Origin of the sequence: Dawidia soli (assembly GCF_018598185.1) — a bacterium.
Taxonomy (GTDB): Bacteria; Bacteroidota; Bacteroidia; order Cytophagales; family Cyclobacteriaceae; genus Ohtaekwangia; species Ohtaekwangia soli.
In genome coordinates this window covers 33,874-58,969 of the sequence record NZ_JAHESC010000004.1, presented here as the reverse complement: position 1 = coordinate 58,969, position 25,096 = coordinate 33,874, and the positions used below count along the sequence as shown (strand labels likewise).

The window sequence follows — 25,096 nt, the reverse complement described above, 5'->3', positions numbered from 1 at the left end:
AACAGCCCTCCGCCAGTTGGCGGAAGGCTGCTGTATTCAGTTCCGTCACGTCAAAGACGCGGCGTATTAGTCGCGGTACAGGGTTGCTTTTACGGCTTTGATGGTCTTCTCTACGTTGGGCAGGATGGCCTGGATCAGCGTGGGAGCGTAGGGCAGGGGCGCGTCGAAGCTGTTTACACGCTGGATGGGAGCATCCAGGTAGTCGAACGCGTGCTTCTGCACGTGGTAGGTGATCTCCGTAGCGATAGACGACAGCGGCCACGCTTCTTCCACGACCACGAGACGGTTGGTCTTTTTTACCGAGTTTACGATGGCTGCGTAGTCGATCGGGCGCACGGTGCGCAGGTCGATCACTTCGGCCGAGATGCCGTCTTTTTCGAGCTCCTGGGCTGCGGCCAGGGCCACTTTCATGATCTTGCCGAACGACACGATCGTCACGTCGGTACCTTCGCGTTTCGTGTCGGCCTGACCGAGGGGAATAATGTATTCTTCGGCCGGAACGTCCATTTTGTCACCGTACATCACTTCCGACTCCATGAAAATGACGGGGTCGTTATCGCGGATGGAGGCTTTCAGGAGCCCTTTGGCGTCGTACGGGTTGGAAGGAACGACTACTTTCAGGCCGGGGGTATTGGCAAACCAGTTTTCAAAGTTTTGGGAGTGTTGGGCACCCAGCTGGCCGGCGTTGCCGGTGGGGCCACGGAATACCATCGGGGCGCTGTATTGGCCGCCAGACATGGAAAGGATCTTAGCAGCCGAGTTGATGATCTGGTCGATGGCCACCAGCGAGAAGTTGAAGGTCATGAATTCAACGATCGGGCGGAGGCCGTTCATGGCCGCCCCGACACCGATACCGGCAAAGCCCAGCTCAGCGATCGGTGTATCAAGCACGCGCTCGGGACCGAATTCCGCCAGCATGCCCTGGCTGACCTTGTAGGCACCGTTGTATTCGGCTACCTCTTCACCCAACAGCACGATGCTGGGGTCTTTACGCATTTCTTCGCTCATGGCCTCGCGCAGGGCCTCTCTAAACTGGATCTCTCTCATGACGTTACTTTTGAAAAGCGTGTAAAAATAGTATCCGGGGGTGGATTGGGCAAATAAAAAACCCTCCCGGGTACCGGGAGGGTTCTTATATTGAAATTCCAATGAGTTCTGTTATTTCAACGCATTTCTGAAAGGCTCAGTGGCCGCGAATTTTGTGAATTCGAGGTCGCTCAGAGCAGCTTCTTTCAGGGCAGGATCAATTTTAACAGCAGATGTCAGGTTGCTTACCACGCCGTCAGCCTGGTTCAGGCGGGCAGAGGCAACAGCCGCGCCATAGTACGCGATCGCCAGGTTGCTGTTTTTGTTGGTAGCTTCTTTGAAAGAAGTCAGGGCGTTCTGATAGTCTTTGTTCAGGACTTGCGCCAGGCCTTTGTTGAACAGGTTGTCAGCGTTGTCTGTAGCGTTAGACTCAGAGCTTACTGCGGCAGCGTACTGTGCTTTAACGATCTCAGCGTAGCCTTTTACACCGTTGATACCGGCAGCGTTGTCGCCTGTCAGACCACCGGCAGCTTTAGCAGCGTGCGTGTAAGCAGCGTATGCGTTGCCTTTCAGGGCCGCTACAGAAGCCAGGTTGGCTTGTACTTCCGGGGCGTCGTTGATCTTGGAAGCGAGGTCCAGCTGAGCCTGCGCTTTGTCGGCCAGGGCAGCAGCGTTGCTCGAGTTTTCGATGGCTTGTGCGATGTATACAGCACCCAGGTTGTTGTGGGCTACCCAGCTGGTACCTTTTTTGGTAGCGGCTTCGTAGATAGCGGCTTTCTCTTCCAGGGAAGGAGTCAGTGTACCGGCGTACAGCAGCTCTTCTTGTGACAGGGTATCGGCGCTGGTAGAGCCTTGTGCGATCTGTTTCGCGAGAACAGAGATCTCAGCGTCTGTTTTCTTCTCTTTTACAACCAGGATCTCGGTCTTGGCTGTTCTCAGTTTCGGATATACGTCTTTGAAAACTTTCTTGTACGTCTTCAGCGACTTGAATTGTTTCTCCTGGTCTTCGAAAGTACCGCCACCGTTGATGATGTTCAGGTATTCTGCTTTCTCTTCCGAGGTGATGCCGGTGTACTTTTCGAGTTCTACTTTGAAGTTAGCCCAGTCCTGGATAACGGGCTTCAGGATGAACTGGATCGAGTCAGCTTTGCCTTTGTAGTCGTACTTCTTCATTTCTGCGCGATAGAATTTCTCGATCGCAGCAGCACGTTCCGGAGACAGTTTGCTGTTGATACGTTCAGCACCTTCAGGCGAGTGAGTACCGGTGATGGTTACGGTACGGGTAGCGTTCTTCGAAGCGATGAAGGCATCGAGTTGCTTGCCTTTAGGGCTCTTGATCTCAGAGGTTCTGAGTACAGAACGGCCTTGTTCGAAGATGAAGTCAGGGATAACAACCGGAACAAGTTCTTCCTGGTTGTTGTAACCGTGGCCAGCGTATGCAGCGAAATATACGGGCTTCACCAATTTGGAAGTAGTGATCACGCCGGTAGCGATCGGCATACGTGCAGTGGCTTTCGACTTAGAGCCTTTTGCAGCAACACCCTCTACTTCGAGCGTACCTACTTTCATCGCAGGCTGGTAAGGGAATGCAAAGCTCTTTGTTACGCGCGGCTGCTCTTTTGCGGCGTTCGGGTAGTCCTCAGCCTTGAACGGTATAGGATCCAGCGCAAGTTCTTGCTCGCCATACTTGTAGAAGCTGTTGACGGTGTACGTGGTACCCTTCTTCAGCATTTTTACGGGCAGGTTTGCTGCCAGTTCGTAGGCAACTGTATCCTTATGAACTTCCAGCGGATTAGGGGTCACAGTCAGCTGTTGTTCTTTTGCCATTTTCACCATCTTGGGCAGCGTGCAGCCCGCGAGGCTAAAGGCACCGACGACCAGAAATGAGTAAACTACTTTTCTCATTGGATTTTAGTTTATTAGTTGATTTTAAACAGGTTGCAAAACTATACTTATGTGTATTTTTTTGCAATTATACTCAAAAAAATAAGATCGGCATGGATCATAAGAAGCGTTCAGCGCGTTATATTTGTAAGCCGGATTTTTGTTCGACAAATCAACTTTTTCCACGTTGAAGTTCTAAAAGTGAAGGCAATATGAGGCAATTAACCGATAAAATCCAGCATTTCTTTGAACGACAGGCCTTTGGCGTGTGTACGCACATTGGCGAGAAGATCGGTGTGGCCACCTCGAGCATACGACTTTTCTTTATTTACACTTCCTTTATCACATTCGGATCACCGCTGATCATTTACCTTTCCCTGGCCTTTATCATGAACATGCGCAAGCATTTGCGTAAGCGCAAGCCTGTGTGGGACTATTGAGTTAGGAAAGGATAATAAGCGTTACCAGCGGTAATACCCTCGATCCTCGATAGCTTTACCGGTAGCAATAACTATACCCGGGGAGACTTTCGGCGGATATAATGGTCGAAAACGATGGATCCCGGATATACCGCCGTGCGGGGATACGACGGGTAGGCGCCGCGCAGGGCCTTGCGCTTGCGCCAGTCGCGACCGAACCGGCGCAGAAAATGTACATGCGCCCGCAGCACGGCCCCTGCGTTAGCAGGCTTGCGCCGGGCCAGGAACACCACCGCCGCCAGCCAGTCAAGGGCCAGACGCACAGGGAATTTATACACTAACTCGGTCGTGTCGAAGTGCTTCAGGATAAGCGACAGCCCGTTTCGAAAGTTCAGGTACGTCTTACGCGGATGGTCATAGCCCAACGTGCCGGCGCCAACGTGATAGATAGTGCTCAGCCCGCAGTAGTACACCTGGTGGTTGGAGCGCTGCAGTTTCCAGCAGAGATCGATCTCTTCCATATGTGCAAAGAAGTCCTCATCCAAGCCCCCAAATTGATGGTATAATTCCGCCCGGATCACCAGGCATGCGCCGGTCGCCCAGAACACCGGGCGCTGATCATTATACTGGCCGCTGTCCGTCTCCACCTCCTGGAACATCCGGCCGCGGCAGAAGGGATACCCCAGGGCGTCGATATACCCGCCGGCGGCGCCGGCATACTCGAACAGGCTGGGCTGATGATAGGAAAGGATCTTGGGATGTACCGCCGCTATACCGGCGTTGGTATCGAGTAAGCGGATGAGCGGCGGCAGCCACCCTGGTGTAACTTCGATGTCGGAGTTGAGCAGCACGTAGTAATCGGCGTCGGTCACTTGTCGTAACGCCCGGTTATAGCCGCCGCAAAAGCCATAATTCTGGTCGAACAGGATCAGCCTGACACCGGGAAACTCGCGCTTTAATACTTCAATGGAATTGTCGGTAGAGCCGTTGTCGGCAACAATAACCTCGGCTTCGGGCGAACACGCCACGACAGCGGGCAGGAACTTACGCAGGTAGGCGGCCCCGTTATAGTTCAGAATGACAACGGCAGTCCGGCTCATCCCATCAGGCTGCTAAGGTCGACACCCGGTATATTCGGCAGCAGCCCTTCGGTGCTCTTGCGCAGCTCTTCCTTGGCCTTTACTTCGGCTTCGCCGGCAGCCTTGTTGACGGCGGCGATGATCAGGTCTTGCAAAATGATACGGTCATCGGCTTTCAGCAGGGAAGGGTCGATCTCCAGCGCCACGAGCTGTTTTTTACCATTGACAGTGGCCTTCACCATGCCGGCGCCGGCATCGCCTTCGGCACGTACATTGACGAGGTTATCCTGGGCTTCTTTCATACGGGCCTGAACTTCCTTCATCTTGCCCATCATTTTCATCATGTCAAACATAGCTGTATGGATTACGGGTTGTTATCTGGCGGCAAAGGTATGAATTGATTGACGATAGCCTACTTCTTTCGCAGCAGATAGAAGGCGCCGGATCTCTCGAACGTACGCCCGGCCCGGTCTACGACCGTCGCGGTAAAGACATACGTACCCTCTGGCTGCAGATTGCCCTTGTAGGTGCCGTCCCAGCCGGCATCATCTTTGTCGCCGGTACTATACATCATCTCGCCCCAGCGGTTAAAGACCTTCATTTCAAAGCTCACCACGTAGCGCTGCCCGAACACACGGAAGGTGTCGTTGGTGCCGTCGCGGTTGGGTGTAAAGCCGGTCGGATAATAGAGGTTCGGGGCTTTGATCAGGGTAATGATATTGGAAACCGAGGGATCCAGGGTGCCGTCGGCGGCCCGGGCGGTAATGACATAGGTGCAGACCTGGATGTCGGGATTCTGCGTGTGAGGCTCCGTAAACGTGGTGACGTTGCCCGCGTCGGTGCTCTCCACCAGGTTGCCCTGGTCGTCGTAGAGGTTCACGATATAGGTGCTAACGGGCGACGTCCAGCCGTTATAGGCCAACCATGCCAGGTCGACGGTATTATCGGGCCGCAGGCTGCCGGTGAGCTGCACCGGGCAGGCATCGGGGCTGGGCAGACTGGTGTTACCACACCGATCGGTATAGGTCACGCGATAGCACGTAGGCGTCGCCGCAGCATAGGCCGGGTCTATAAACGGAAGCGTCGTAAACTCCTCCTCCGCGCCGGGTACGCCGTTCACGGTCTTCACCAGGGAAAATGCCGACGCCGGTACCGCTACTTCGGGCCAGGTGAGCGTGACGCTGGTGCCGTCTACCTGCGCGCTGATGTCGGCAATGGCCGGGGGAATGTTGTTCGAGAATGCCGTGACACTTTTCGGGAGCGAGAGGCTTTGTGCGCCACCAGTATAGTGGCCGGTGAGCCGGTAGGTGTATGGCTCCCGGCAGGTGACGTCGGTATCGGCATATGCCGCAGGGGTAGGGGCTACGTTAGGCAGCGCCGCGTCGTTCCTGGTGATGGTGATGCCGGTCAGCGGGTGACCGGCGCTGGCCACGGCGGTCGACCAGGTAAGGTCGTTCTCGTTGTTTTGGGCAGTAGCCGTCAGGTTGAGGCTGCACACGACCGGTGAGCTGGCCGCCACGACGTTGTCGCACGGATTATAGGTATTGACCCGGAAACAGTAGTAATTCACCTGGGCCGGAACGTTGGCCAGTGTTTGGGTCATGGTGGTGGCCTGGTCGCTATACAATTGCGCGTATTGCTGAAAGCCCGTGGCGTTGTTAGTCGCCACCATAAACCGGTATTGAATGGAAGGATCGGTATCAAAATCTACTTTCACGGACGAGCCGGGATCCAGCACTTCCACCCGCCGGATATCGGCCGCGGGCAGGGTATTGGCAACGGTTACGGTAGCAGTTTTGGCAAGGCAACTTGCGTCGTTGGCGCCGGGGCCGTTGCTGCCGGTCACCTTTACCGTGCGCGGTGTGGGCGTAGCGGGGGCCGGTACATAGGTGTGAATGTCGAAGGCGCTGATCGCCGGCTTTGTGACCGGCGGGCCGTCGGCATAGTCGAAGACATAGAACGGATAGGTGGAGGTGAGCACCCGCACAAATACGTTGCCGCCGTTGCAGGAATATGCTTCCAGGTCGGGTGGCGTGTTGGGCGATACGTCTATGCGGATCTCGTCGTTGTTTACGCCCGTCGTGCCGACGACAATGGACAACATATAGGTGCCGGAGGAGGGAAAGTGCACGGTATCGAAGCCGGCCTTGGCATTGTCAAACTCACCGGTTTGCACCACGACGCCGTTCTTGATCTTCTGGTACGAGCATGATTCCGTGACACAGTAGGCGTTCGTGACCCGGACGACCAGGTTGGCACATCCTTTCGCGGCGTCGGCCGTAAATTTACCATTGTCACTGGGCACCTGGGCCACGGCTACGTGTGTGACCAGGAGTGCGAGCAGTGCGGTAAAGATGAGCGACGGTGCCTTCATGCGTTCGTTTTCAGCGGCAGATCCCGGAGGAAACCCTCCGCTTTTTTAATATCGTCATGCAATATGCGATCATCTTCTATAAACGGCACTACCGCGCGGAAAGTATGAACGAATTCTTCCAGCGCCGGCGAAGTTTTGAGTGGCCGGCGGAAGGTCAGCGCCTGGGCTGCGGTGATGAGCTCGATGGCCAGAATGGAATACAGGTTGTTGACGATGCGGTACGCTTTCGTGGCCGCGTTCGCCCCCATGCTGACATGGTCTTCCTGCCCGTTGGACGACACGATGGAGTCTACCGAGGCCGGTGTGCAAAGCTGTTTGTTCTGGCTGACGAGCGAGGCCGCGGTATATTGAGGGATCATGAGTCCGGAGTTGATACCAGGGTTGGCCACCAGGTAATTGGGCAGGTCGCGCAGTCCGGCGATCAACTGGTAGGTACGTCGCTCGGAGATGTTGCCGAGCTCGGCCAGGGCGATGCCCAGGAAGTCGAGCGCCAGGGCCAGCGGCTGGCCGTGGAAGTTACCCGCCGAGATGATGGCATCGTCGTCGGGAAAGACATTCGGATTATCAGTAACGCTGTTGACTTCCGTCAGGATCACCTGCGTGACATACGCGAGCGCGTCGGCGCTGGCGCCGTGTACCTGCGGCATGCAGCGGAAGGAGTACGGGTCTTGTACGTGTTTTTTTGTCTGCGCGATCAGGTCACTACCGGTGAGCAAAGCCCGTATTGCCGCCGCGACAGACTGCTGTCCCGCATGCGGGCGGATGGCGTGTACGGAGGGCAGGAACGGCTCGATGCGTCCGTCGAAAGCGTCGAGCGACAATGCGCCGATCAGGTTGGCGAGGTGCAACAAACGTTGCCCCTGCAGCACACACCAGGTGCCATAGGCGCTCATGAACTGTGTACCGTTGAGCAGCGCCAACCCCTCTTTTGCAGCAAAAGCAATGGGCTGCCACCGGAAGAGCTTGTTCACGGCCTCGCCCGATAAACGGGTATGATTGTGTTGTACTTCGCCGAGGCCCAAGAGTGGTAATGACAAGTGCGCGAGGGGCGCCAGGTCGCCCGATGCGCCGAGGGAGCCCATCTCATAGATCACGGGCAGTACACGCTCGTTATACATCGCTATAATACGCTCGACGGTAATGACCTGTACGCCCGAGTAACCATAGGCCAGCGACTGCGCCTTGAGGAAGAGCATGAGGGTGACGATCTCTTCCGGCACTTCGGGGCCGGTGCCGCAGGCGTGCGACTTCACGAGATTCTCCTGTAGCTTCTCTAACTGGTCGTGCGAGATGTTTTTGTTATACAGCGAGCCAAAGCCGGTATTGATACCGTAGATCGCCTGCTGCGAGCCTGCCAGTTTTTGATCGAGGTATGCGCGGCAGCGGGCGATCTTTTCGCGGGTGTGCGCCGGCAGCTCGACGGTCACACGGCCATGAAGTACTGCTGTGAGATCGTCGAGCGTGAGGGGTTTATCGGATAAGGAATGAACGGACATGGGTTGGTTGGTTGATGGGCGTAGGGGTGGCGTTAGCGCAGCCTGGCGATGACCTCGTCGACGGTGGCTTTCACTTGCTCGCCTTTCTCCATATCCTTAAAGGCCAGCTGGCCGCTGGTCATCTCCTCCGAGCCGATCACCAACGTGAAGGGTATCATTTTTTTGTTTGCGTAGTCCAGCTGCTTGTTGATCTTCTTCTGGTCAGGGTATATCTCGGATGCGATGCCGGCAGCACGCAACTTCGCCAATACACCGAGCCCATGCTGCAGCGAGGCATCGTCAAAATGACATATCAGTACTTTAGACGATACGATGGTATTTTTGGGAAACAGTTGGAGTTTTTCCATGGCATCGTAGATGCGGTCCACGCCAAAGGAAAAGCCTACGCCGGACAGATTTTCTTTATCTCCAAAGGCCTTGGTCAGATTGTCGTAACGTCCACCGCCGCTCACACTGCCGATACCGACATTGTGAATCTTTACTTCAAAGATGCAGCCGGTATAGTAGCTCAGGCCGCGGGCGAGGGCAATGTCGAACTCCACGTGTGTATCGTCGGCGTTATAGCTTTGCAGCAGATTCAATACTTCGCGCAGATCGCGTAAACCCCTTTGGCCCGTTTCGTTACCGTCAAAACGGTCGTACAGAAATGCGATCTTGTTCGTCGTAGAGCCTTTTACTTCCAGCAATTCAAATAACGTCGTCAGGCTTTCTTCCGAAAAGCCCTTCGGACGCAGTTCTTCTTTGACCTTATCAACACCGATCTTGTCCAGCTTGTCGATGGCCACAAACAAGGCCGTCTCGCGGTCTTGTGCGCCAATTGCCTCGGCGATGCCTGACAGTACGCCACGGTGGTTGATCTTGATACTGTAATCGGTAATGCCAAGACCCTTAAACACCTCTTTGATCATGAGAATAATCTCGGCTTCGCAGAGCAGGGAGTTGGTACCCACCACGTCGGCGTCGCACTGGTAAAACTCGCGGTAACGGCCGAGCTGGGGTGCGTCGCCGCGCCATACGGGCTGCATTTGATAGCGTTTAAAAGGAAAGGCGATGTCGTTGCGGTTCATGACGACGTGGCGGGCAAAAGGCACCGTCAGGTCGTAGCGGAGGCCTTTTTCGGAAATGGCCGGTGTTATTTTGCGTAGCTCGCGGCTGGAGAGAGCGGATTCGTCCACTTTTTTGAGGTAGTCACCCGAATTTAGGATCCGGAACAGCAGTTGATCGCCTTCCTCACCGTATTTGCCGGTCAGTGTCGACAAATTTTCCATGGCGGGGGTCTCCAGGGGCATAAAGCCGTACGTTTGGAATACCTGGCGGATGGTGTTAAATATAAACTGCCGCTTGGCCATCACGGCCGGACCGAAATCGCGTGTTCCTTTAGGTAATGTGGGTTTTTCCATAAAATTCTAAGCCGCAAAGCTAACCAGGATTTTCAGGAACGGAAGACCCCGGGCTGCCAATACGGGGTGTGCCAGGATAATTACGATTATTTCTTGGTTGGAATGGAAAAGAGGATTATTTTTGCGCTCCTTTTAAAGAATAAGTGCCATGGCAGTAACCAGACTTAAGAGAAAAAACCGCAAAGATAAGGCTAAATCGGCTGTGCGTCGCCAGTCGCTGAAGATCCAGAACGCCAAGCCGGTGATCAAGAACGTTGACATCGAAGCGATCAAAGAAGAGTTCAAAGCAAAGGCTGCTAAGAAATAAGCAGACCCTGACCTTTTACGATATAGAAAAGCCTTGTGCCACCGCACAGGGCTTTCTGTTTTTACCTCGTTGCATGCACTAGTTTCTTTTCCTTTCCGATTTCGTACACTCCTGGGGGCTGTCAGAATTTGTAATAGTGAAGGGCCGTTATCCCTCCGTTTAGGAGGCAAATTAACTCCCCTAATATCCCTCTTTCATTTTATCAAATCTCATCCTAAGCTCATCCGAAATCAATTTGTGCAGTTCGGTTTCCTTCCTAATAATCCCGGCTAAAAGATTTTGGTATGTGTAATTATCGATCACCACGCCTGCAATAGGATAGTCGCGCAACCATCTGTCAAATCGTTGACGACGTTTCTCATGTCTGCCGTCCTTTGTGTCGGCAACATATATTACTACATCATCATTGCCTTTAAAAAACTCTGAAAGAATCCACGTCACGGTCACGCCCACACGACTGTCCAACGGCGGAAGGGCGCCTATGGATATGTTTGTCAAATTAAACATATGAATACGACAATGCTTTATATCAAAGTCGTCAAAATTCTCAGTTACGTCCTTAAAGGTGCAGACGTATTGGATGCCATTCTTTGTTATGAATTGATAAGTTCCTTCGAAAAGAGAAACCTCATATTGGCTGGACAAGCTTATGCTGCTTTTTTAAGCCAGAGTAATCACCAGCAAGAATTTTTTTCTCAATATCTTTCTTATCCTCAACCAATTTCATGAGGATTGAGCCCATCGACTTTTTACCGGTGGAGGATTTAATGATATGTGAGTTACTTGCTTTCACGGTTCTAGAACATCTTTTTGATTGTTCATAGTTTCCAAATTTAATAAAAAACACTAAAAAGTAATCGAATATTATTATAAAATAATGTCAACTTACTGATGATCAGGTTTTTGGTTAATATTTAGTGTGCTTATTGACGAACGTTATCGTTTGGTTTATCGAAAACCTTTCATTCTAATCTGCCTTGACTGGTCATCCCCGGCACTTTCTCCGTTTTCGTTGAAACTTCCCGGTGAACTTTCTTAACATTGAGGCCGAAAACCAATCCGCATGAAGCATTTTGTCAACTGGAACGTAAACGGCATCCGCTCGATCATCAAAAAGGACTTTTTGAAAGATGTCCAGCAGATGGATCCGGACATTCTTTGCTTCCAAGAGACCAAAGCCGCTGTGGAAGAAGTGCGCTCAGCGCTGGAGTTGCTGCCCGGGTATCACGTCTACGTCAATTCATCCAAAGCCCGCAAGGGCTACTCGGGCACCGCCATCCTGACGAAGGAAGAGCCGATGCAGGTGTCCTACGATATGGGGTTGGAAGAGCACGACCAGGAGGGCCGCGTGATCGCGGCGGAGTTTGCCACCTATTTTGTCGTGACGGTCTATACGCCCAACTCCGGCGAAGGACTGGCCCGCCTGGACTACCGCGAGCGTTGGGATAAAGAGTTTACCGAATATTTACAGTGGCTCAGCCGCCGCAAGCCCGTCATTGTCTGCGGTGACCTGAATGTGGCGCACCAGGCGATCGATATTGCCCGGGCAAAGGAGAATTACAACAAGTCTGCGGGCTATACCCAGCGCGAAATAGACGGCTTCACCCGCCTGCTGGAAGCCGGGTTTGTCGATACCTTTCGCCGGTTCTACCCCGAGCAGGTGAAGTATACCTATTGGGATTATGTAACCAAGGCCCGCGAGAAAAACGTGGGCTGGCGCATCGACTACTTCCTGGTAGCCGAGTCGCTGATGGACAAGGTCAAGGAAGCCGCCATCTACAATGAATATCTGGGCTCGGACCACTGCCCGGTAGGCATCCGCATAGACTTATAATGCCGCGAAAAATAAGACTTCTTAGTTACCGCCGACACGCTCGATGTCCGCGCCGATGGCGCGCAGGCGGCCTTCGATGTTTTGGTAGCCCCGGTCGATCTGCTCGATGTTCGAGATCTCGCTCGTACCCGGCGCCGACAGCGCGGCGATGAGCAGGGCCACACCGGCACGGATATCGGGCGACGACATCTTGATGCCCTTAAGCGCCTGCTTACGATCCAGGCCGATGACGTTGGCGCGGTGCGGATCGCAGAGGATGATCTGGGCGCCCATGTCGATCAGCTTGTCGACAAAGAACAGGCGGCTTTCAAACATCTTCTGGTGAATGAGCACGGTGCCTTTGGCTTGCGTGGCAACCACCAGCACGATGCTGATCAGGTCGGGCGTAAAGCCCGGCCACGGCGAGTCGGCTACGGTCAGGATAGAGCCGTCGATGAACGTCTCGATCTCGTAGCGCTCCTGGGAAGGGATATAGATATCGTCTCCGCGGAATTCGAGCTTGATGCCCAGGCGCCGGAAAATGTCCGGGATGATGCCGAGCATGTCGATGCGGCAATTCTTGATGGTGATCTCCGATTGGGTCATGGCCGCCAGGCCGATAAAGCTGCCGATCTCGATCATGTCGGGCAGCATGGTATGTTCGGTGCCTCCGAGCTTGCCGACACCTTCAATGGTCAGCAGGTTAGAGCCTACACCGCCGATCTTCGCGCCCATGCGGTTGAGCATGAGGCAAAGCTGTTGCAGGTAGGGTTCGCATGCCGCGTTGTAGATCGTGGTGGTGCCTTTGGCCAGTACTGCTGCCATCACGATGTTGGCCGTGCCGGTGACAGAGGCTTCGTCCAGCAGCATGTAGCAGCCGCGGAGCTCGCTGGCGTCGATGTGGAAGAGGTGCTCGCTGGCGTCGAAGTTGAACTTGGCGCCCAGTTTCTGGAAGCCCAGGAAGTGCGTATCGAGGCGGCGACGGCCGATCTTATCGCCGCCCGGTTTGGGCAGGCTGGCCTTGCCAAAGCGGGCCAGGATCGGGCCGAGCAGCATGACGGACCCGCGCAGGGCGGCCGCCTTTTTGCGGTATTCGTCGGTCTCTAAAAAAGCCGTGTTGATGTTATTGGAAGTAAAGCGGCAGGAGCCGTTGCCGAGGCGTTCGACCTTGCAGCCGAGGTCGCCGATCAGTTCGATCAGCTTGTTAACATCGACAATATCAGGAATGTTGTGGATCGTGATAGGCTCCGGCGACAGGAGGACGGCGCTCAGGATCTGCAGTGCTTCGTTTTTAGCACCCTGGGGAGTGATCTCACCTTTCAGTTTTTTTCCACCCCGTATCTTGAAAATGCTCATGGAATACGCTCTGGTCTATTGGCTATTGGTCTCTTCTGCGCTTGAAATTGTTGTTGTTATTGCCACGGTTCTTGTTGAAGGGACGGTTGTGACCGCCGCCACCCTGACGGTTATGGCTTTGATGGCCCGGGTGGTTCTGGTTACCACTGCTGCCACCCTGCGGGCGAACCTTTTTGCGTTCCTTGTATAGTTTCTCGAAGAGGTTGTCTTCGCGTACTTTGTCGATGGTCATGTTCAACGCACCGCCCGACATCATCTGGATGTCGCGCAGGATCACCGAGTCATCCAGGGGTTCTTTGTTCCAGTTGGCATAGAAGGTCTTCATGAGCTTGCCCAGGTAGATGATCGCGTCTTCGCGTTCCTGCGGGTCTTCTTTCTTCAGGGCTTCTTTTACCAGCTTCTCGATGTTGGAGCCATAGTGCTTGAACCGCACGTTGTTCTTCGGATACTCTACACGCAGCGGCTTCTTGAACACCGTCTCGCGGTCAGGCACCGGGTATGGGTTGTTTACGTCGAGATCGAAGTCGGCGATGATATAGAGGTCGTCCCACATACGCTGCGGATCTTCGCCCTGCTCCTTGATGGAGGGCGTGAGTTGTTTGATGAGCTCGATCAGGGTATACGAAAGCTCGGTACGTTTTTGCTTATCGGGTTGACGGCGGATGTACTCCACAAGCTTTTGTACGTTGCGGCCGTATTCTTTCAAAATGATGTGGGGACGGGAAGTGTTATATTCTCCTATCATACAGTTTTTTTTATCTATGCTTCCGCCGGCAGGGGCCGGGCGGGGTTACCAAAATTTAATTAATGAGATCAGGCGCCGATTGCTCAGGGTGTCCGGTAAAAGTTAAATGGCAATGGATCCGGTCCCTTCAGGTAAATTATATTTTAACCGCAAGGTAACGGATATTTCACAAAAGTAAAATACCTGGGCCTGGGCTCTTTCCAGGGCCTACCTGCGGTAGGCTTGCCGGCTAATTCTCGATAATGCGCAGCTTGGCAAAGCTCAGCAGCAGGGTCTTCTCGCCGATGTCCTTAAAGCCGATCCTGGCTTTGCGGTCTGCGCCGGAGGTATCCATTTGTAAAACCGTGCCAAGGCCGAATTTGGGGTGTTCCACCCGCATGCCTACCTGCAGCTTAGACGTATCGCCGGGTACAAAGTCTGCCGGTGGCTTGTAGGTCACCGGGCGCGTCGGCGGCGCGGATGTGACGGTTTTCCTAATGCCCGACACCAGCTTTTTGGCATACTGGCTGGGGGGTGGGGTAGACTCCACCACGCTGCTGAACTTGCTGCTGACCTTGATAAAGGCCGGGTCGATGTCGTCCAGGAAGCGGCTGGGCTCGGAGTTCTTCAGGCGGCCAAAGCGGTAGCGCGACAGCGCATACGAGAGGAACAGGCGTTTCTCCGCCCGCGTAATGGCCACGTAGAACAGGCGGCGCTCTTCTTCCAGGTCGGCGCGGCTGTTGATCATCATCTGCGAGGGGAAGAGGTCTTCTTCCATGCCCACCATGTAGACATATTTAAACTCCAACCCCTTGGCCATGTGGATGGTCATGAGCGTGACCTTGTCCGGATCCTTATCCTTCTCTTCGTCCTGTCCCGTCAGCAACGATACTTCTTGTAGGAAGGCGCCCAGGCTCTTGTCCTGGCGCTCCGGGTCGTCGGTAAATTCCTTGATGGCGTTCAGCAATTCCTGCACGTTCTCGTAGCGGCTCAGGCCCTCTACGGTCTTGTCTTCGTACAGTTCGCGCAACAGGCCCGAGCCCTTCGCAATCTCGAAGGCAGCATCGTATGCATCCTTGCGTTCGATCTCCAGCGCGAAGCGTTTGATCATGGCCACAAAGTCGTCGATCGGCCCGGCCACACGCCCGCCCACAAAGGGCGTAACGTTCTGCACGATGTCCCACAGGGGCGCGCCGTGGTCGTTGGCGGCCACCACGATCTTATCGACCGTGGCGTCACCAATACCGCGCTTGGGCAGGTTGATGATGCGTCGGAACGAAGCCTCGTCCTGCTGGTTCATGGTGAAACGCAGGTAGGCCAGCAGGTCTTTGATCTCTTTGCGCTGGTAGAACGACAGGCCGCCCACCATGCGGTAGGGGATGTTCATGCGCCGCAGCGATTCTTCCAGGGCGCGCGACTGGCTGTTGGTGCGGTATAAGATCGCAAAATCGCTGTACTTCATCTGGTGCTGCATGCGCTCCTGGAAGATCGACGTCGCCACGAGACGGCCTTCTTCGTTGTCGGATACGGCTTTGATCAGCTCGATGAGCTTGCCCTCTTCGTTGGCGGTCCACACATTCTTGGGCAGCTGCGCGCGGTTGCGCTTAATGACCGAGTTGGCGGCCTGTACAATATTGCTGGTCGAGCGGTAATTCTGCTCCAGTTTGATCACCTTCAGGTCGGAGTAGTCGCGTTCGAAGTTCAGGATGTTGGTAATGTCGGCTCCGCGGAAGGCGTAGATACTTTGCGCATCGTCGCCCACCACGCAAACGTTCTCCCGCACGGCGGCGAGTTTACGAATGATATAATACTGGCAGAGGTTAGTATCCTGAAACTCGTCCACCATCAGATATTGAATGCGTTGCTGGTATTTGTTCAGCACGTCAAGGTGTTCTTTGAAAAGCTTGTCGGTGTTGAACAACAGGTCGTCAAAGTCCATGGCGCCCGATTTGAAGAGCCGCATGGTATATATTTTGTAGATGGCGCCGATCTCGGGCCGCATGTTGGCTGCGTCATCCCCCATCAGCTCTGCATTTCGCAGGTACTCTTCCGCGCTGATCAACCGGTTCTTGGCCGCCGAGATGCGGCTCAACACGGTGTTGACTTTATAGATCGCATCGTCCAGGCCTTTTTCCTTGATGATAGTGCGCAGCAATTGCTTGGCATCGTCGGTATCGTAGATCGTAAAGTTGTTGGGATACCCCAGGTGGTGTGCCTCTGCGCGAAGAATGCGCGAGAACACCGAGTGAAAGGTACCCATCATGAGGCTGCGGGCATCGCTGCCGACGACCTTTTCAATACGCTCGCGCATTTCTTTCGCAGCCTTGTTGGTAAAGGTCAACGCCATGATGCTGAACGGATCAACATTTTTTTCCTGAATGAGGTATGCGATGCGAAAGGTCAGCACCCGGGTCTTGCCGGAGCCGGCGCCGGCAATGAGCATGACGGGGCCTTCGGTGGTGAGCACGCCTTCGCGTTGAGGTTCGTTGAGGGTATCTAGGTATTCGTTCATAATTTCAAAGCGCAAATTAAACATTAAAGACGGACATCCTTTTAAGGAAATTCGTCCTTCTGTATTTTTGAAAAAAACACGCAATGTGTGGAGTATAAAGACGGATTGAGTATCACCGCTGCCGAGCCTTGGTTTAAAGTAAAGGTTCAGGTTATCACACGTTACGTCCAATCATTCATCGGGCATGTTGCCGGCCGCGCCGGCGAGATCATCGTCGTCGACCTGTGTGCGGGCAGCGGCCTGTACTCGCACGGCCATCAGAAAGAGGTTTTTCCCGGCGCTGCCTTTACGTTGATGGCCGAACAATGGCCTATCTCGCAATGGATCTTCTGTGAACCGGACCCCACACAGGCGCATGCGCTGCGCAGCCGCCTGGCGGGCCGCTTCCGCGACCGGAACACAACCGTGCTGGACTGCGACCCCACCGAGGCGGTGGAGGCCCTGCAGGCGGTGCTTCCGAAAAATATCCGTGGGGGCAAAGTGGCTGTCGTGTGCCTGGTCGATCCGTTTTCGTTCCGTGTACCGTTTGCGACAATAGATAAACTCGCCGCGCTGAATTTTAGTTTCATCATGCCCTTCATCTGGCCGCTGAACGATCGTATGAATTATTCCTACTACAACGACGAGCACGCCGCCACCCTCAAACGATTTCTCGGCGTAGGCGACCTGCACCGATTGGCCACCACTAGCAGCAACGCCCAGTTCTACAAACACATTGTGCGCCTGTACCAGACCAACATGCTGATGCTCGGCCTCAACACGGCCCTGTCCGCACACCCGGTCGGCCTGCCTGACGGCAGGCAAGGCTCGCTGCTGATGCAGGTGCCGGCGTACTACGTCGGGTTCTTTTCCCGCAAGTATTCCACGAAAGTGATCCAGCACAGCGTGTACAGCAGCGACCAGACCGAGCTGTTTTAGTGGCTGGCCTGCCTTCGGCAGGTAAACTGATTTTCAGTATCTTTGCGTCATGATCAAGATTGGCGAAGTATTGGTTTCCGACGATGTCGTGGAAAAAGAGTTTGTCTGCAACCTGGACAAATGCAAAGGTGCGTGCTGCGTGGAGGGCGACTTCGGCGCCCCCCTGGATGCCGATGAGCTTCCGATCCTGGAAGAGATCTACCCCGTCGTGAAACCCTACCTGACCAAAGACGCCATCCGCGTCATTGAAAAGCTGGGCACACACACCACCGACGACGACGGTGACTTGTGTACGCCCGTAATTGACGGCCGCGAGTGCGTTTATGCGATCTACGATAAGCAGGGAATTTTGAAATGCGGCATCGAGCAGGCTTACCTGGATGGGAAGATCTCGTGGAAGAAGCCGATCTCGTGTCACCTGTATCCTATTCGCATTACGGCGAAGAAGAACTTCGAGGCGCTGAATTATCATAAGTGGCATATCTGCTCGCCGGCCTGCGCGCTGGGCAAAGAGCTGCAAGTTCCCGTGTATAAATTTTTGAAAGCGCCGCTGATCCGGAAGTACGGCGAGCAGTGGTATAGTGAACTGGAGCAGGCGGTGGAGGAGCGGCCGAAGGAAGAGAAGAAGGCTAAGAAATAATAAAAGGCCCGACGTTGTCGGGCTTTTTGCATTGCTGGGGCTGGTGTTGCGCCCTGCGGAGCGCAGGCGTATCACCGGTGCTGTGTATGGTGACGGTCTGCCGACCGTCTTTTACTTTACACATCCATACTGGTTTTATCAAATGTAATGGTTAGTCTTTGGTAGCATGGGGCTGAATACGCCCTGCGGGCGAAGACGGTCGTGAGACCGTCGCTAGCAGTAGTTCTGGTGATCCTGCTTTTGCCGGGTCTAAAGCAAGCACCGACAGGGTCATATTCCAGTCTTTAGTACTATGTCATCACTATGACAAGTCTATGATATCACTATGATAAGTCTATGACAACCTGCCTTTATCTCCCCCCGGCAGTTGCAAACTGCCTGCCGTTTAGGCACAAGTCACCGCTTCGCTCAGACTTGCGCCAGGCCCAGCCTTCGCGATAAATCCGAGCTGAACACATCCCGAGGGTCGTATTTCTTTTTGATGTCCAGCCAGTCTTTGTGTTGTGGATACATGGCCTTGAACGTAGGTTCGTCCAGGTAGGCATCTTTGCCCAGGTAAATCCGTCCGCCCATGTCCAGCACCATTTTGTCCATCTTTTGGGTGAATGGCTTTAGCTGTTTTGTAATGGGGAAGTCGATGGCAAATGTGTAGCCTTCAAACGGAAACGACAGCAAGCCACCCTGGCCTTTGCCGAACTTCTTCAGCACGTTCAGGAAGGGTACGCAGCCGCTTTGTGTGATCTCGGTCAGGATCTTCCGGATGTTTTCGGGGCCACGCTCCATCGGTAATACAAACTGGTATTGAATAAACCCGCGCTTGCCGTAGCCACGGTTCCAGTTGTTGATCATATCCAGCGGGTAGAAGAATTTGTCATAGTGCGCGATCGGCGCGCCGTTCTTCTGCATGATGTAGAGGGCGGTGTTCAGGATCTTTACCGTGAGTGTGTTCAAGGTAAAGCTGGGCAGGTAGAAAGGCACCGAGAGCTTGGCTTTCTTGCCGAGCTTCAGGGGGTTGGTGCGCAGCTTGGGCGGCAGGTCTTTGAGCAGGGCGTGGTTGCCCATGGTTAAGACGCCGCGACCGAGGTTTTTGCCTTTGGCCATGGAGTCGATCCAGGCGACGGATGACGTATAGGTTTGCTCGCTCACGTCGATGGCGGCCAGCATCTCGTCGAGGTTGCGGGCGGCGACGGCCTTTTGTACGAAGTAGGTGGTTTCGATCTTGCGCAGCTGGAGGGTGGCCGTCAGGATCGTGCCGAGCAGGCCCAGGCCGCCGAAGTTGGCCCAGAACAGGTCGGCGTTTTCGTCGCGGCTGGCGCGTACGATCTCCCCGTTGGCCAGCAGGATCGTGAAGTCATACACACAGTTTACGAACGAGCCGTCGGCGTGGTGCGCCTTGCCGTGTACGTCGTTGGCGATGGCGCCGCCGATCGTGATGAACTTGGTGCCCGGTGTAATGAGGGGGAACCAGCCGCGTGGGGCGAAATGGTCGATGATCTCTTCCAGGCTTACGCCGGCTTCGCATTGCAGCACGCCCTTTTCGGCGTCGAAGGCGAGGAAGTGGTTCATCTTCTCCATTTTCAGGATGTGATGCGCGCGGTTGGTGGCCTGGTCGGCATAGCTGCGGCCGAGGCCCCGCGGCAGGATCTTGCCGGCATCCAGGGCCGTACGGATGTCGCGCGCGGTTTGGGGGTAAAATACCTGGCTGGCAACGTGCGGGATGTTGCCCCAGCCGGAGAGGGTTTCTTCTGAGGATTGCATGGTAAAACGAACTATAGACATGTAAAAATACGGATTAATCCGATTCGCCGCTGTTCCCGGACGTTAACGGAATGTGATCCTGCAGGGATACAGGGATTGGTGAATACTGTGAGGGAGGGAGGATAAAAAAAATATGCCCGGAAAACAGCGTGTGGCCGTCTTCCGGGCATTATTTCAAAGGATGCTGACGGTTACTTCAGCACAGAGAAATCAAACGATGTTTCCAGGAATTTGGTGGTGAACTTGCCCGACCGGAAGGTAGGGTTGTCCATCAGCGCCAGGTGGAAGGGGATCGTGGTTTTAACGCCCTCGATCACGAACTCGCTCAAGGCGCGTTTCATGCGGGTGATCACATCCTCGCGTGACTGGCCGCTCACGATCAGCTTGGCGATCATCGAGTCGTAGTTGGGCGGAATGGTATAGCCAGCGTACACGTGGCTGTCCACGCGAATGCCGTGGCCACCCGGTATATGCAGGTTGGTAATCTTGCCTGGTGAAGGACGGAAGCCGTTGGCCGGATCTTCGGCGTTGATGCGGCACTCCATTGCAAACAGGTTTGGGTAGTAGTTCGTACCCGAGATCGGCACACCTGCCGCGGACTTGATCTGTTCTTTGATCAGGTCGTAGTCGGTCACTTCTTCGGTGATCGGGTGCTCTACCTGGATCCGCGTGTTCATTTCCATGAAGTAGAAGTTACCGTGCTTGTCCACGAGGAACTCGATCGTACCGGCACCTTCGTAGTTGATGGCCTTGGCGCCGCGGATGGCGGCTTCCCCCATGCGCTCGCGCAGCTCCTGGCTGATAATGGGCGAAGGAGTTTCTTCCACGAGCTTCTGGTGACGGCGTTGTACCGAGCAGTCGCGTTCGGACAAGTGGCATACTTTACCGTATTGGTCGCCCATCACCTGGATCTCGATGTGACGGGGTTCTTCTACAAATTTCTCGAGGTACAGGCCGTCGTTGCCAAAGGAGGCGGCGGCTTCGCGTTTCGCGTCGTCCCAGGCCTTCTGGAATTCCGACTCGTTGTTGATGATCCGCATACCTTTGCCACCGCCACCGGCAGTAGCCTTGACGATGACCGGGTAGCCCATCTCTTTCGAGAGGCGCATCCCTTCTTCGACGGACTCCAGCAGACCGTCCGAACCGGGAATGGTCGGTACCCCTGCACGCTTCATCGTATCTTTTGCCGTAGACTTATCGCCCATGGCGTTGATCATGGCCGGCGTGGGGCCGATGAACTTGATGCCGTATTCGTGGCAGATGGCCGAGAACTCGGCGCGCTCCGACAGGAAGCCGTAGCCCGGGTGGATCGCGTCGGCGTTGGTGATCTCGGCAGCGGAAATGATCCGCGGTATGTTGAGGTATGAATCTTTGCTGGGGGCATCACCTATACAAACCGCTTCGTCGGCAAAGCGAACGTGGAGGCTTTCACGGTCGGCCGTAGAGTATACCGCCACCGTTTTGATACCCATTTCCTTGCAGGTACGGATAACGCGCAGGGCAATCTCGCCGCGGTTTGCTATCAGAATTTTTTTAAACATAGTATTCTACTGCGTTCTAGGTTAAAAATGCAAGGTTCAAAGCGTCACGCACGGCACAAGAAGTGTGGCGTTGGCTTTGAACCTTGATTCAGTCAACTGAATTAATCCGGCTCTACTACGAAGAGAACCTGGTCGTATTCTACCGGCGAGGAGTTTTCCACCATCACTTTTACAATGGTACCGGATACTTCGGACTCGATCTCGTTGAACAGCTTCATCGCTTCGATGATGCAGACGGTCTGTCCTTTTGATACTTTGTCGCCGACCGAAACAAAAGGAGGTGTTTCCGGGTTGGACGAGCGGTAGAACGTACCGATCATTGGCGACTTGATGTCGATGGTGTTTTTGCCGCTGGCGGCAGGGGCTTCTGCCTTCTCTGCGCGCGGCGCCGATACGGGGGCCACCGCGGGCTGTGAAACCGGCGCCGTAGCGGGCGCTGCCGCTACCGTAGGAGCGATCACCGGGGTAGATTTAAATACCTTCTGATCGGGCTCACGTTTTACGTGGAGCTTCAGCTCTTTGGTTTCGATGTTGACTTCGTTGAGGCCTGTCTTAGATATAAAGTCGATCAGGTCCCGGATCTCAGATGTCTGCATGGTTTGGTTCGATGAACCGGATTCTGCACGCACAGGCTGGGGTTTAGCGGCTGACTTTGCAGGGGTTTTGGTTGCACGGGTTTTGCTCATGGCTCCAATTATTCTTTTACTCGTTCTACATAGGCACCAGTGGCAGTCTCGATCTTGATCTTGTCACCAGTGTTTACAAAAAGCGGAACACGGATCTCTGCGCCGTTTTCCAATGTGGCAGGTTTCAGCGTGCGCGTGGCGGTATCACCTTGCATACCGGGTTCGGTATATTGAACTTCCATCACCACGTGTGCGGGGGCTTCGGCGGTAATAGCCGTCTCGCCGTTCTCAAACGCGATCAGCAAAGTCACTTCTTCTTTGATGAATTTTACTGAGTCGCCCAGCAGCGCTTTATCCAGGTAGATCTGATCGAACGTTTCTTTATCCATGCATACCAGGCTTTCGCCGTCGGCATACAGGTATTGATATTCTTTGGTCTCGACCCGCAGGATCTCTACCTCGTCGCCCGGGCGGAAACGGTTCTCTGCCACTTTACCATTGCGCACGTTGCGCATCTTGATCTGGTAAAATGCGCGGAGGTTGCCTGGCGTGCGGTGTTGGAGCTCTTCCACCTGCACCACTTCGCCATTATAGCGCATGAAATTTCCTTTGCTCAGGTCTGATACAGTTGCCATAAAAAAAAATTAGGTCGTTAAGTTACAAATACATTGAGTAAATGCAAGTTGCGACACGCGGCGCCCGCCGGAGCGGGAGTACGCCGCGTGTTGCAGCCTGCAAGTGTTTTAGCTGTTATAGGCCCATTTTACATAGACGGCGCCCCACGTAAAGCCTCCGCCGAAGGCTGCCAGCAACAGGTTGTCACCTTTTTTGAGTTGCTTTTCGTAGTCCCACAGCAGCAGCGGGATCGTGCCGGCCGTGGTGTTGCCATAACGTTCGATGTTCATCATCACCTTGTCTTCCGTAATGCCTACACGCTGCGCGGTGGCGTCGATGATGCGTTTGTTGGCCTGGTGCGGCACCAGCCAATTGATATTGTCGGCGTTGAGGTTGTTGCGGGTGGCCAGTTGTGCGGAGACATCGGCCATGTTGGTCACGGCAAACTTAAATACCGCCGAGCCTTCCTGGTATACAAAGTGCTGACGCTTGTCTACCGTCTCGTGTGACGCGGGCATGCGGCTACCTCCGGCTTTCATGTGGAGGTATGCTTCGCCGGCGCCGTCGCTTTTGAGGATCGAGTCCATGACACCTACCTCTTCGGTAGTAGGCTCGAGCAGTACGCACCCTGCGCCGTCGCCGAAGATGATACAGGTGGTACGGTCGGAGTAGTCCATGATGGCCGACATCTTGTCGCCGCCGATCACCACGACTTTCTTATACATACCCGATTGGATATAGCTTGCGCCTGCCGAGAGGCCGTAGAGAAAGCCGGAGCAGGCAGCGCCCATGTCAAAGCTAAAAGCATTTGTCGCACCGACCGCCGAGGCCACGATGTTGGCCGTCGCGGGGAACGTCATGTCCGCGGTTACGGTTGCAAAGATGACGCAGTCGATCTCCTTGGGGTCTGTTCCTGTTTTTGCCAGCATGTCTTTCACAGCGGCAATGCCGAGTACCGAAACGCCCTGGTTTTCGCCTTTCAAGATGCGCCGCTCTTTAATACCGGTGCGGGTGGTGATCCACTCGTCGCTGGTGTCGACCATGGTTTCCAGTTCCTGGTTGGTGAGGATATATTCGGGAACATATCCGCCTACGCCGGTGATCGCTGCTCTTATTCTTGTCATAGAAATACGTTAAAAAAGAAAAAGCCCGGTGCCGGGGGCATCGAGCATTGGATTATATTCGTTAGTAATCTCCTGAGAAGGGTGCATAGCACAGACCCTTACCCGGCATGACACACGTCGCCCGAAGGTGGACGAACGGATGTTTTCCGAGTATCGGCCCGTTCATGCAATTACGCCAGAACTTCTTTTTCCATCACCACTCTACCGTTGTAGTAAAGCTTGCCTTCGTGCCAGTAAGCACGGTGAGGAAGGTGATTTTCTCCCGTGGTAGGACACACGGCCAACTGCTTGGCAGTAGCCTTATAATGTGTTCTTCTCTTATCCCGGCGGGTTTTCGAGGTTTTTCGCTTCGGATTCGGCATAGTCTAAAACAGTTTATTTTAATTTCTTTAATATGTCCCAGCGGGGGTCGATGGCATCGCCGTCGTTATTGTCGTTGTCGGTCTCGTCGTCATCGCTTTTGGTCTCTGACGTATAGACGATCTTTCCTTCCGCTTCATCTTCATCCTCGTCCGTCGCTTCTTCCTGTTGAAACTTCGGGTGGAGCTTTTTCATCGGTATCGCCAGGGCGATAAACTCGTACAGGTACTGGCCCAACTCGAGTGTTGCCGTATCCCGGTGGATCATCATGATCTCATCGCTCATCTCCTCGTCGCGGTCCCCCAACTTGAAAACGATCGACTGACGGCTTTCAATTGGAAACTCAAAGGGCTCGAGGCTGCGGTCGCACACCAGGTTGGCCGCACCTTTCAAAACAAACTCCGCGGCGATGAACGTCTCGTGTTTGTCCAGTGTCACTTCCGCATGGAAATGTCCCTGCGAAACCTGCTCTGTTCCGTATTCCCTGAAGAACGCATCACCGATCTCGTATTCGAAAAGGTGTTTTGTGTTACTCAGGCCAATGATATTGACACTGTAAATTCCCAAAACAAGGCCTAAATGGCGTTTTAAAAATTAGTCGGCAAATTTAGGATAATTAATTATAATCTGCACCGCAGGGGGTAGACAATTTCAGAAAAGGTGCAGAAAGGGCGGTTTTGAGGCCGTCAGGGCGGTATTTGGGCACAAAAAAGGTTAGCTCAGGAAGTCGCGGATCGCAATCTCGCGAAACTCTTCGCGTGTCTTGGTATCGTAATGCTCGATGAAGTAGTCGATGACGCCTTTCTTAAAGCCCAGCTTGATGGCGATGTTTTTGCTGAAAATGATCTCGCTTTCAAATACGTTCTGGTCCACAAAGACCAGTTGTACCGCCGACATGAGATAGTCGAATTTTTGCTCCATGGACAACGCCCCCAGGGAGTCGATGGGCTCCGGGTTGCGGATCAGCTCCAGCACGACCTCTTCGGGGAATTTGCGTTCCCGGGCGATCTTGAAGATCAGTTCCCGTTCAATTTTGGCGAAATGCTTGTCGGCCTCAGCCAGTTGAATAAGTATGTTCAGTTGCTTTTTAGTGACAATATCCATCTCAACTAATACTTGAAGAT

The 25,096-nt window shown here is 54.2% G+C and carries 24 protein-coding genes; 5 read left to right on the top strand and 19 right to left on the bottom strand.

Annotated features, from left to right (window positions below):
• Positions 1-66 precede the first annotated feature (66 nt).
• Positions 67-1,047, bottom strand: a complete 981-nt coding sequence (locus tag KK078_RS03850; protein WP_254088925.1) for a pyruvate dehydrogenase complex E1 component subunit beta — start codon at positions 1,045-1,047, stop codon at positions 67-69.
• A 111-nt stretch (positions 1,048-1,158) separates the two neighbouring features.
• Positions 1,159-2,931 (bottom strand): tetratricopeptide repeat protein, encoded by a 1,773-nt coding sequence (locus KK078_RS03845; RefSeq protein WP_254088924.1) that lies wholly within the window; start codon positions 2,929-2,931, stop codon positions 1,159-1,161.
• Between the two features lie 191 nt (positions 2,932-3,122).
• Between KK078_RS03845 and KK078_RS03840 the strand changes: the two genes are divergently transcribed.
• The gene (locus KK078_RS03840) at positions 3,123-3,350 is read left to right on the top strand and encodes a PspC domain-containing protein (RefSeq protein ID WP_254086840.1); all 228 of its coding nucleotides are present in this window, start codon (positions 3,123-3,125) and stop codon (positions 3,348-3,350) included.
• 71 nt (positions 3,351-3,421) lie between these two features.
• On the opposite strand, the gene KK078_RS03835 is transcribed toward KK078_RS03840, so the two are convergent.
• From KK078_RS03835 to hisS, 5 genes are read right to left on the bottom strand one after another with little or no spacing between them, the layout of a single operon-like run.
• Complete coding sequence (locus KK078_RS03835) at positions 3,422-4,429, bottom strand: glycosyltransferase family 2 protein (RefSeq protein ID WP_254088923.1); 1,008 nt, start codon at positions 4,427-4,429, stop codon at positions 3,422-3,424.
• Positions 4,426-4,761 (bottom strand): YbaB/EbfC family nucleoid-associated protein, encoded by a 336-nt coding sequence (locus KK078_RS03830; RefSeq protein ID WP_254088922.1) that lies wholly within the window; start codon positions 4,759-4,761, stop codon positions 4,426-4,428. Before KK078_RS03830 ends, KK078_RS03835 begins: the two co-directional genes overlap by 4 nt.
• 59 nt (positions 4,762-4,820) lie before the next feature.
• Positions 4,821-6,782: a T9SS type B sorting domain-containing protein gene (locus KK078_RS03825; RefSeq protein ID WP_254088921.1), complete on the bottom strand. Its 1,962-nt coding sequence runs from the start codon at positions 6,780-6,782 to the stop codon at positions 4,821-4,823.
• Complete coding sequence (hutH, locus tag KK078_RS03820; protein ID WP_254088920.1) at positions 6,779-8,278, bottom strand: histidine ammonia-lyase; 1,500 nt, start codon at positions 8,276-8,278, stop codon at positions 6,779-6,781. Before hutH ends, KK078_RS03825 begins: the two co-directional genes overlap by 4 nt.
• A gap of 32 nt (positions 8,279-8,310) precedes the next feature.
• The gene (hisS, locus tag KK078_RS03815; protein WP_254088919.1) at positions 8,311-9,678 is read right to left on the bottom strand and encodes a histidine--tRNA ligase; all 1,368 of its coding nucleotides are present in this window, start codon (positions 9,676-9,678) and stop codon (positions 8,311-8,313) included.
• Positions 9,679-9,826: 148 nt separating this feature from the next.
• Between hisS and KK078_RS03810 the strand changes: the two genes are divergently transcribed.
• Complete coding sequence (locus tag KK078_RS03810; protein ID WP_254086846.1) at positions 9,827-9,985, top strand: hypothetical protein; 159 nt, start codon at positions 9,827-9,829, stop codon at positions 9,983-9,985.
• Positions 9,986-10,165: 180 nt separating this feature from the next.
• Here KK078_RS03810 and KK078_RS03805 read toward each other — a convergent pair whose 3' ends face one another.
• On the bottom strand, positions 10,166-10,630 hold the full coding sequence (locus KK078_RS03805) for a DUF6169 family protein (RefSeq protein WP_254088918.1): 465 nt from the start codon (positions 10,628-10,630) through the stop codon (positions 10,166-10,168).
• A gap of 418 nt (positions 10,631-11,048) precedes the next feature.
• On the opposite strand from KK078_RS03805, the gene KK078_RS03800 reads away from it, so the two are divergent.
• The gene (locus KK078_RS03800; protein WP_254088917.1) at positions 11,049-11,819 is read left to right on the top strand and encodes an exodeoxyribonuclease III; all 771 of its coding nucleotides are present in this window, start codon (positions 11,049-11,051) and stop codon (positions 11,817-11,819) included.
• Between the two features lie 21 nt (positions 11,820-11,840).
• Here KK078_RS03800 and murA read toward each other — a convergent pair whose 3' ends face one another.
• From murA to KK078_RS03785, 3 genes are all read right to left on the bottom strand, one after another.
• Positions 11,841-13,154, bottom strand: a complete 1,314-nt coding sequence (gene murA / locus KK078_RS03795; protein ID WP_254088916.1) for a UDP-N-acetylglucosamine 1-carboxyvinyltransferase — start codon at positions 13,152-13,154, stop codon at positions 11,841-11,843.
• 22 nt (positions 13,155-13,176) lie between these two features.
• Positions 13,177-13,899: a DUF4290 domain-containing protein gene (locus tag KK078_RS03790; protein WP_254088915.1), complete on the bottom strand. Its 723-nt coding sequence runs from the start codon at positions 13,897-13,899 to the stop codon at positions 13,177-13,179.
• Positions 13,900-14,128: 229 nt separating this feature from the next.
• Complete coding sequence (locus KK078_RS03785; protein WP_254088914.1) at positions 14,129-16,390, bottom strand: ATP-dependent helicase; 2,262 nt, start codon at positions 16,388-16,390, stop codon at positions 14,129-14,131.
• A gap of 87 nt (positions 16,391-16,477) precedes the next feature.
• On the opposite strand from KK078_RS03785, the gene tcmP reads away from it, so the two are divergent.
• Together tcmP and KK078_RS03775 are read left to right on the top strand one after the other, a co-directional pair.
• Positions 16,478-17,308 carry a three-Cys-motif partner protein TcmP gene (tcmP, locus tag KK078_RS03780; RefSeq protein WP_254088913.1) on the top strand — a complete coding sequence of 277 codons (831 nt, stop codon included), beginning with the start codon at positions 16,478-16,480 and terminating at the stop codon, positions 17,306-17,308.
• Positions 17,309-17,357: 49 nt separating this feature from the next.
• Positions 17,358-17,948 (top strand): DUF3109 family protein, encoded by a 591-nt coding sequence (locus tag KK078_RS03775; protein ID WP_254088912.1) that lies wholly within the window; start codon positions 17,358-17,360, stop codon positions 17,946-17,948.
• 408 nt (positions 17,949-18,356) lie between these two features.
• Here the strand turns inward: KK078_RS03775 and KK078_RS03770 are convergent, their stop codons facing one another.
• The 8 genes from KK078_RS03770 to KK078_RS03735 form a co-directional block, all read right to left on the bottom strand.
• Positions 18,357-19,706, bottom strand: coding sequence for an FAD-binding oxidoreductase (locus tag KK078_RS03770; protein WP_254088911.1), 1,350 nt, complete (start codon positions 19,704-19,706; stop codon positions 18,357-18,359).
• 191 nt (positions 19,707-19,897) lie between these two features.
• Positions 19,898-21,247, bottom strand: a complete 1,350-nt coding sequence (gene accC, locus KK078_RS03765; protein WP_254088910.1) for an acetyl-CoA carboxylase biotin carboxylase subunit — start codon at positions 21,245-21,247, stop codon at positions 19,898-19,900.
• 101 nt (positions 21,248-21,348) lie between these two features.
• Positions 21,349-21,843: an acetyl-CoA carboxylase biotin carboxyl carrier protein gene (gene accB, locus KK078_RS03760; RefSeq protein WP_254088909.1), complete on the bottom strand. Its 495-nt coding sequence runs from the start codon at positions 21,841-21,843 to the stop codon at positions 21,349-21,351.
• A gap of 98 nt (positions 21,844-21,941) precedes the next feature.
• Positions 21,942-22,508, bottom strand: a complete 567-nt coding sequence (efp, locus tag KK078_RS03755; RefSeq protein WP_254088908.1) for an elongation factor P — start codon at positions 22,506-22,508, stop codon at positions 21,942-21,944.
• Between the two features lie 108 nt (positions 22,509-22,616).
• Entirely contained in the window at positions 22,617-23,612 is a 996-nt protein-coding gene (locus tag KK078_RS03750; RefSeq protein ID WP_254088907.1) for a beta-ketoacyl-ACP synthase III, read from the bottom strand.
• A gap of 170 nt (positions 23,613-23,782) precedes the next feature.
• Complete coding sequence (gene rpmF, locus KK078_RS03745; protein WP_254088906.1) at positions 23,783-23,974, bottom strand: 50S ribosomal protein L32; 192 nt, start codon at positions 23,972-23,974, stop codon at positions 23,783-23,785.
• A 13-nt stretch (positions 23,975-23,987) separates the two neighbouring features.
• Entirely contained in the window at positions 23,988-24,539 is a 552-nt protein-coding gene (locus KK078_RS03740) for a YceD family protein (protein ID WP_254088905.1), read from the bottom strand.
• Positions 24,540-24,686: 147 nt separating this feature from the next.
• Positions 24,687-25,076 (bottom strand): TerB family tellurite resistance protein, encoded by a 390-nt coding sequence (locus KK078_RS03735; RefSeq protein WP_254088904.1) that lies wholly within the window; start codon positions 25,074-25,076, stop codon positions 24,687-24,689.
• Positions 25,077-25,096 lie beyond the last annotated feature (20 nt).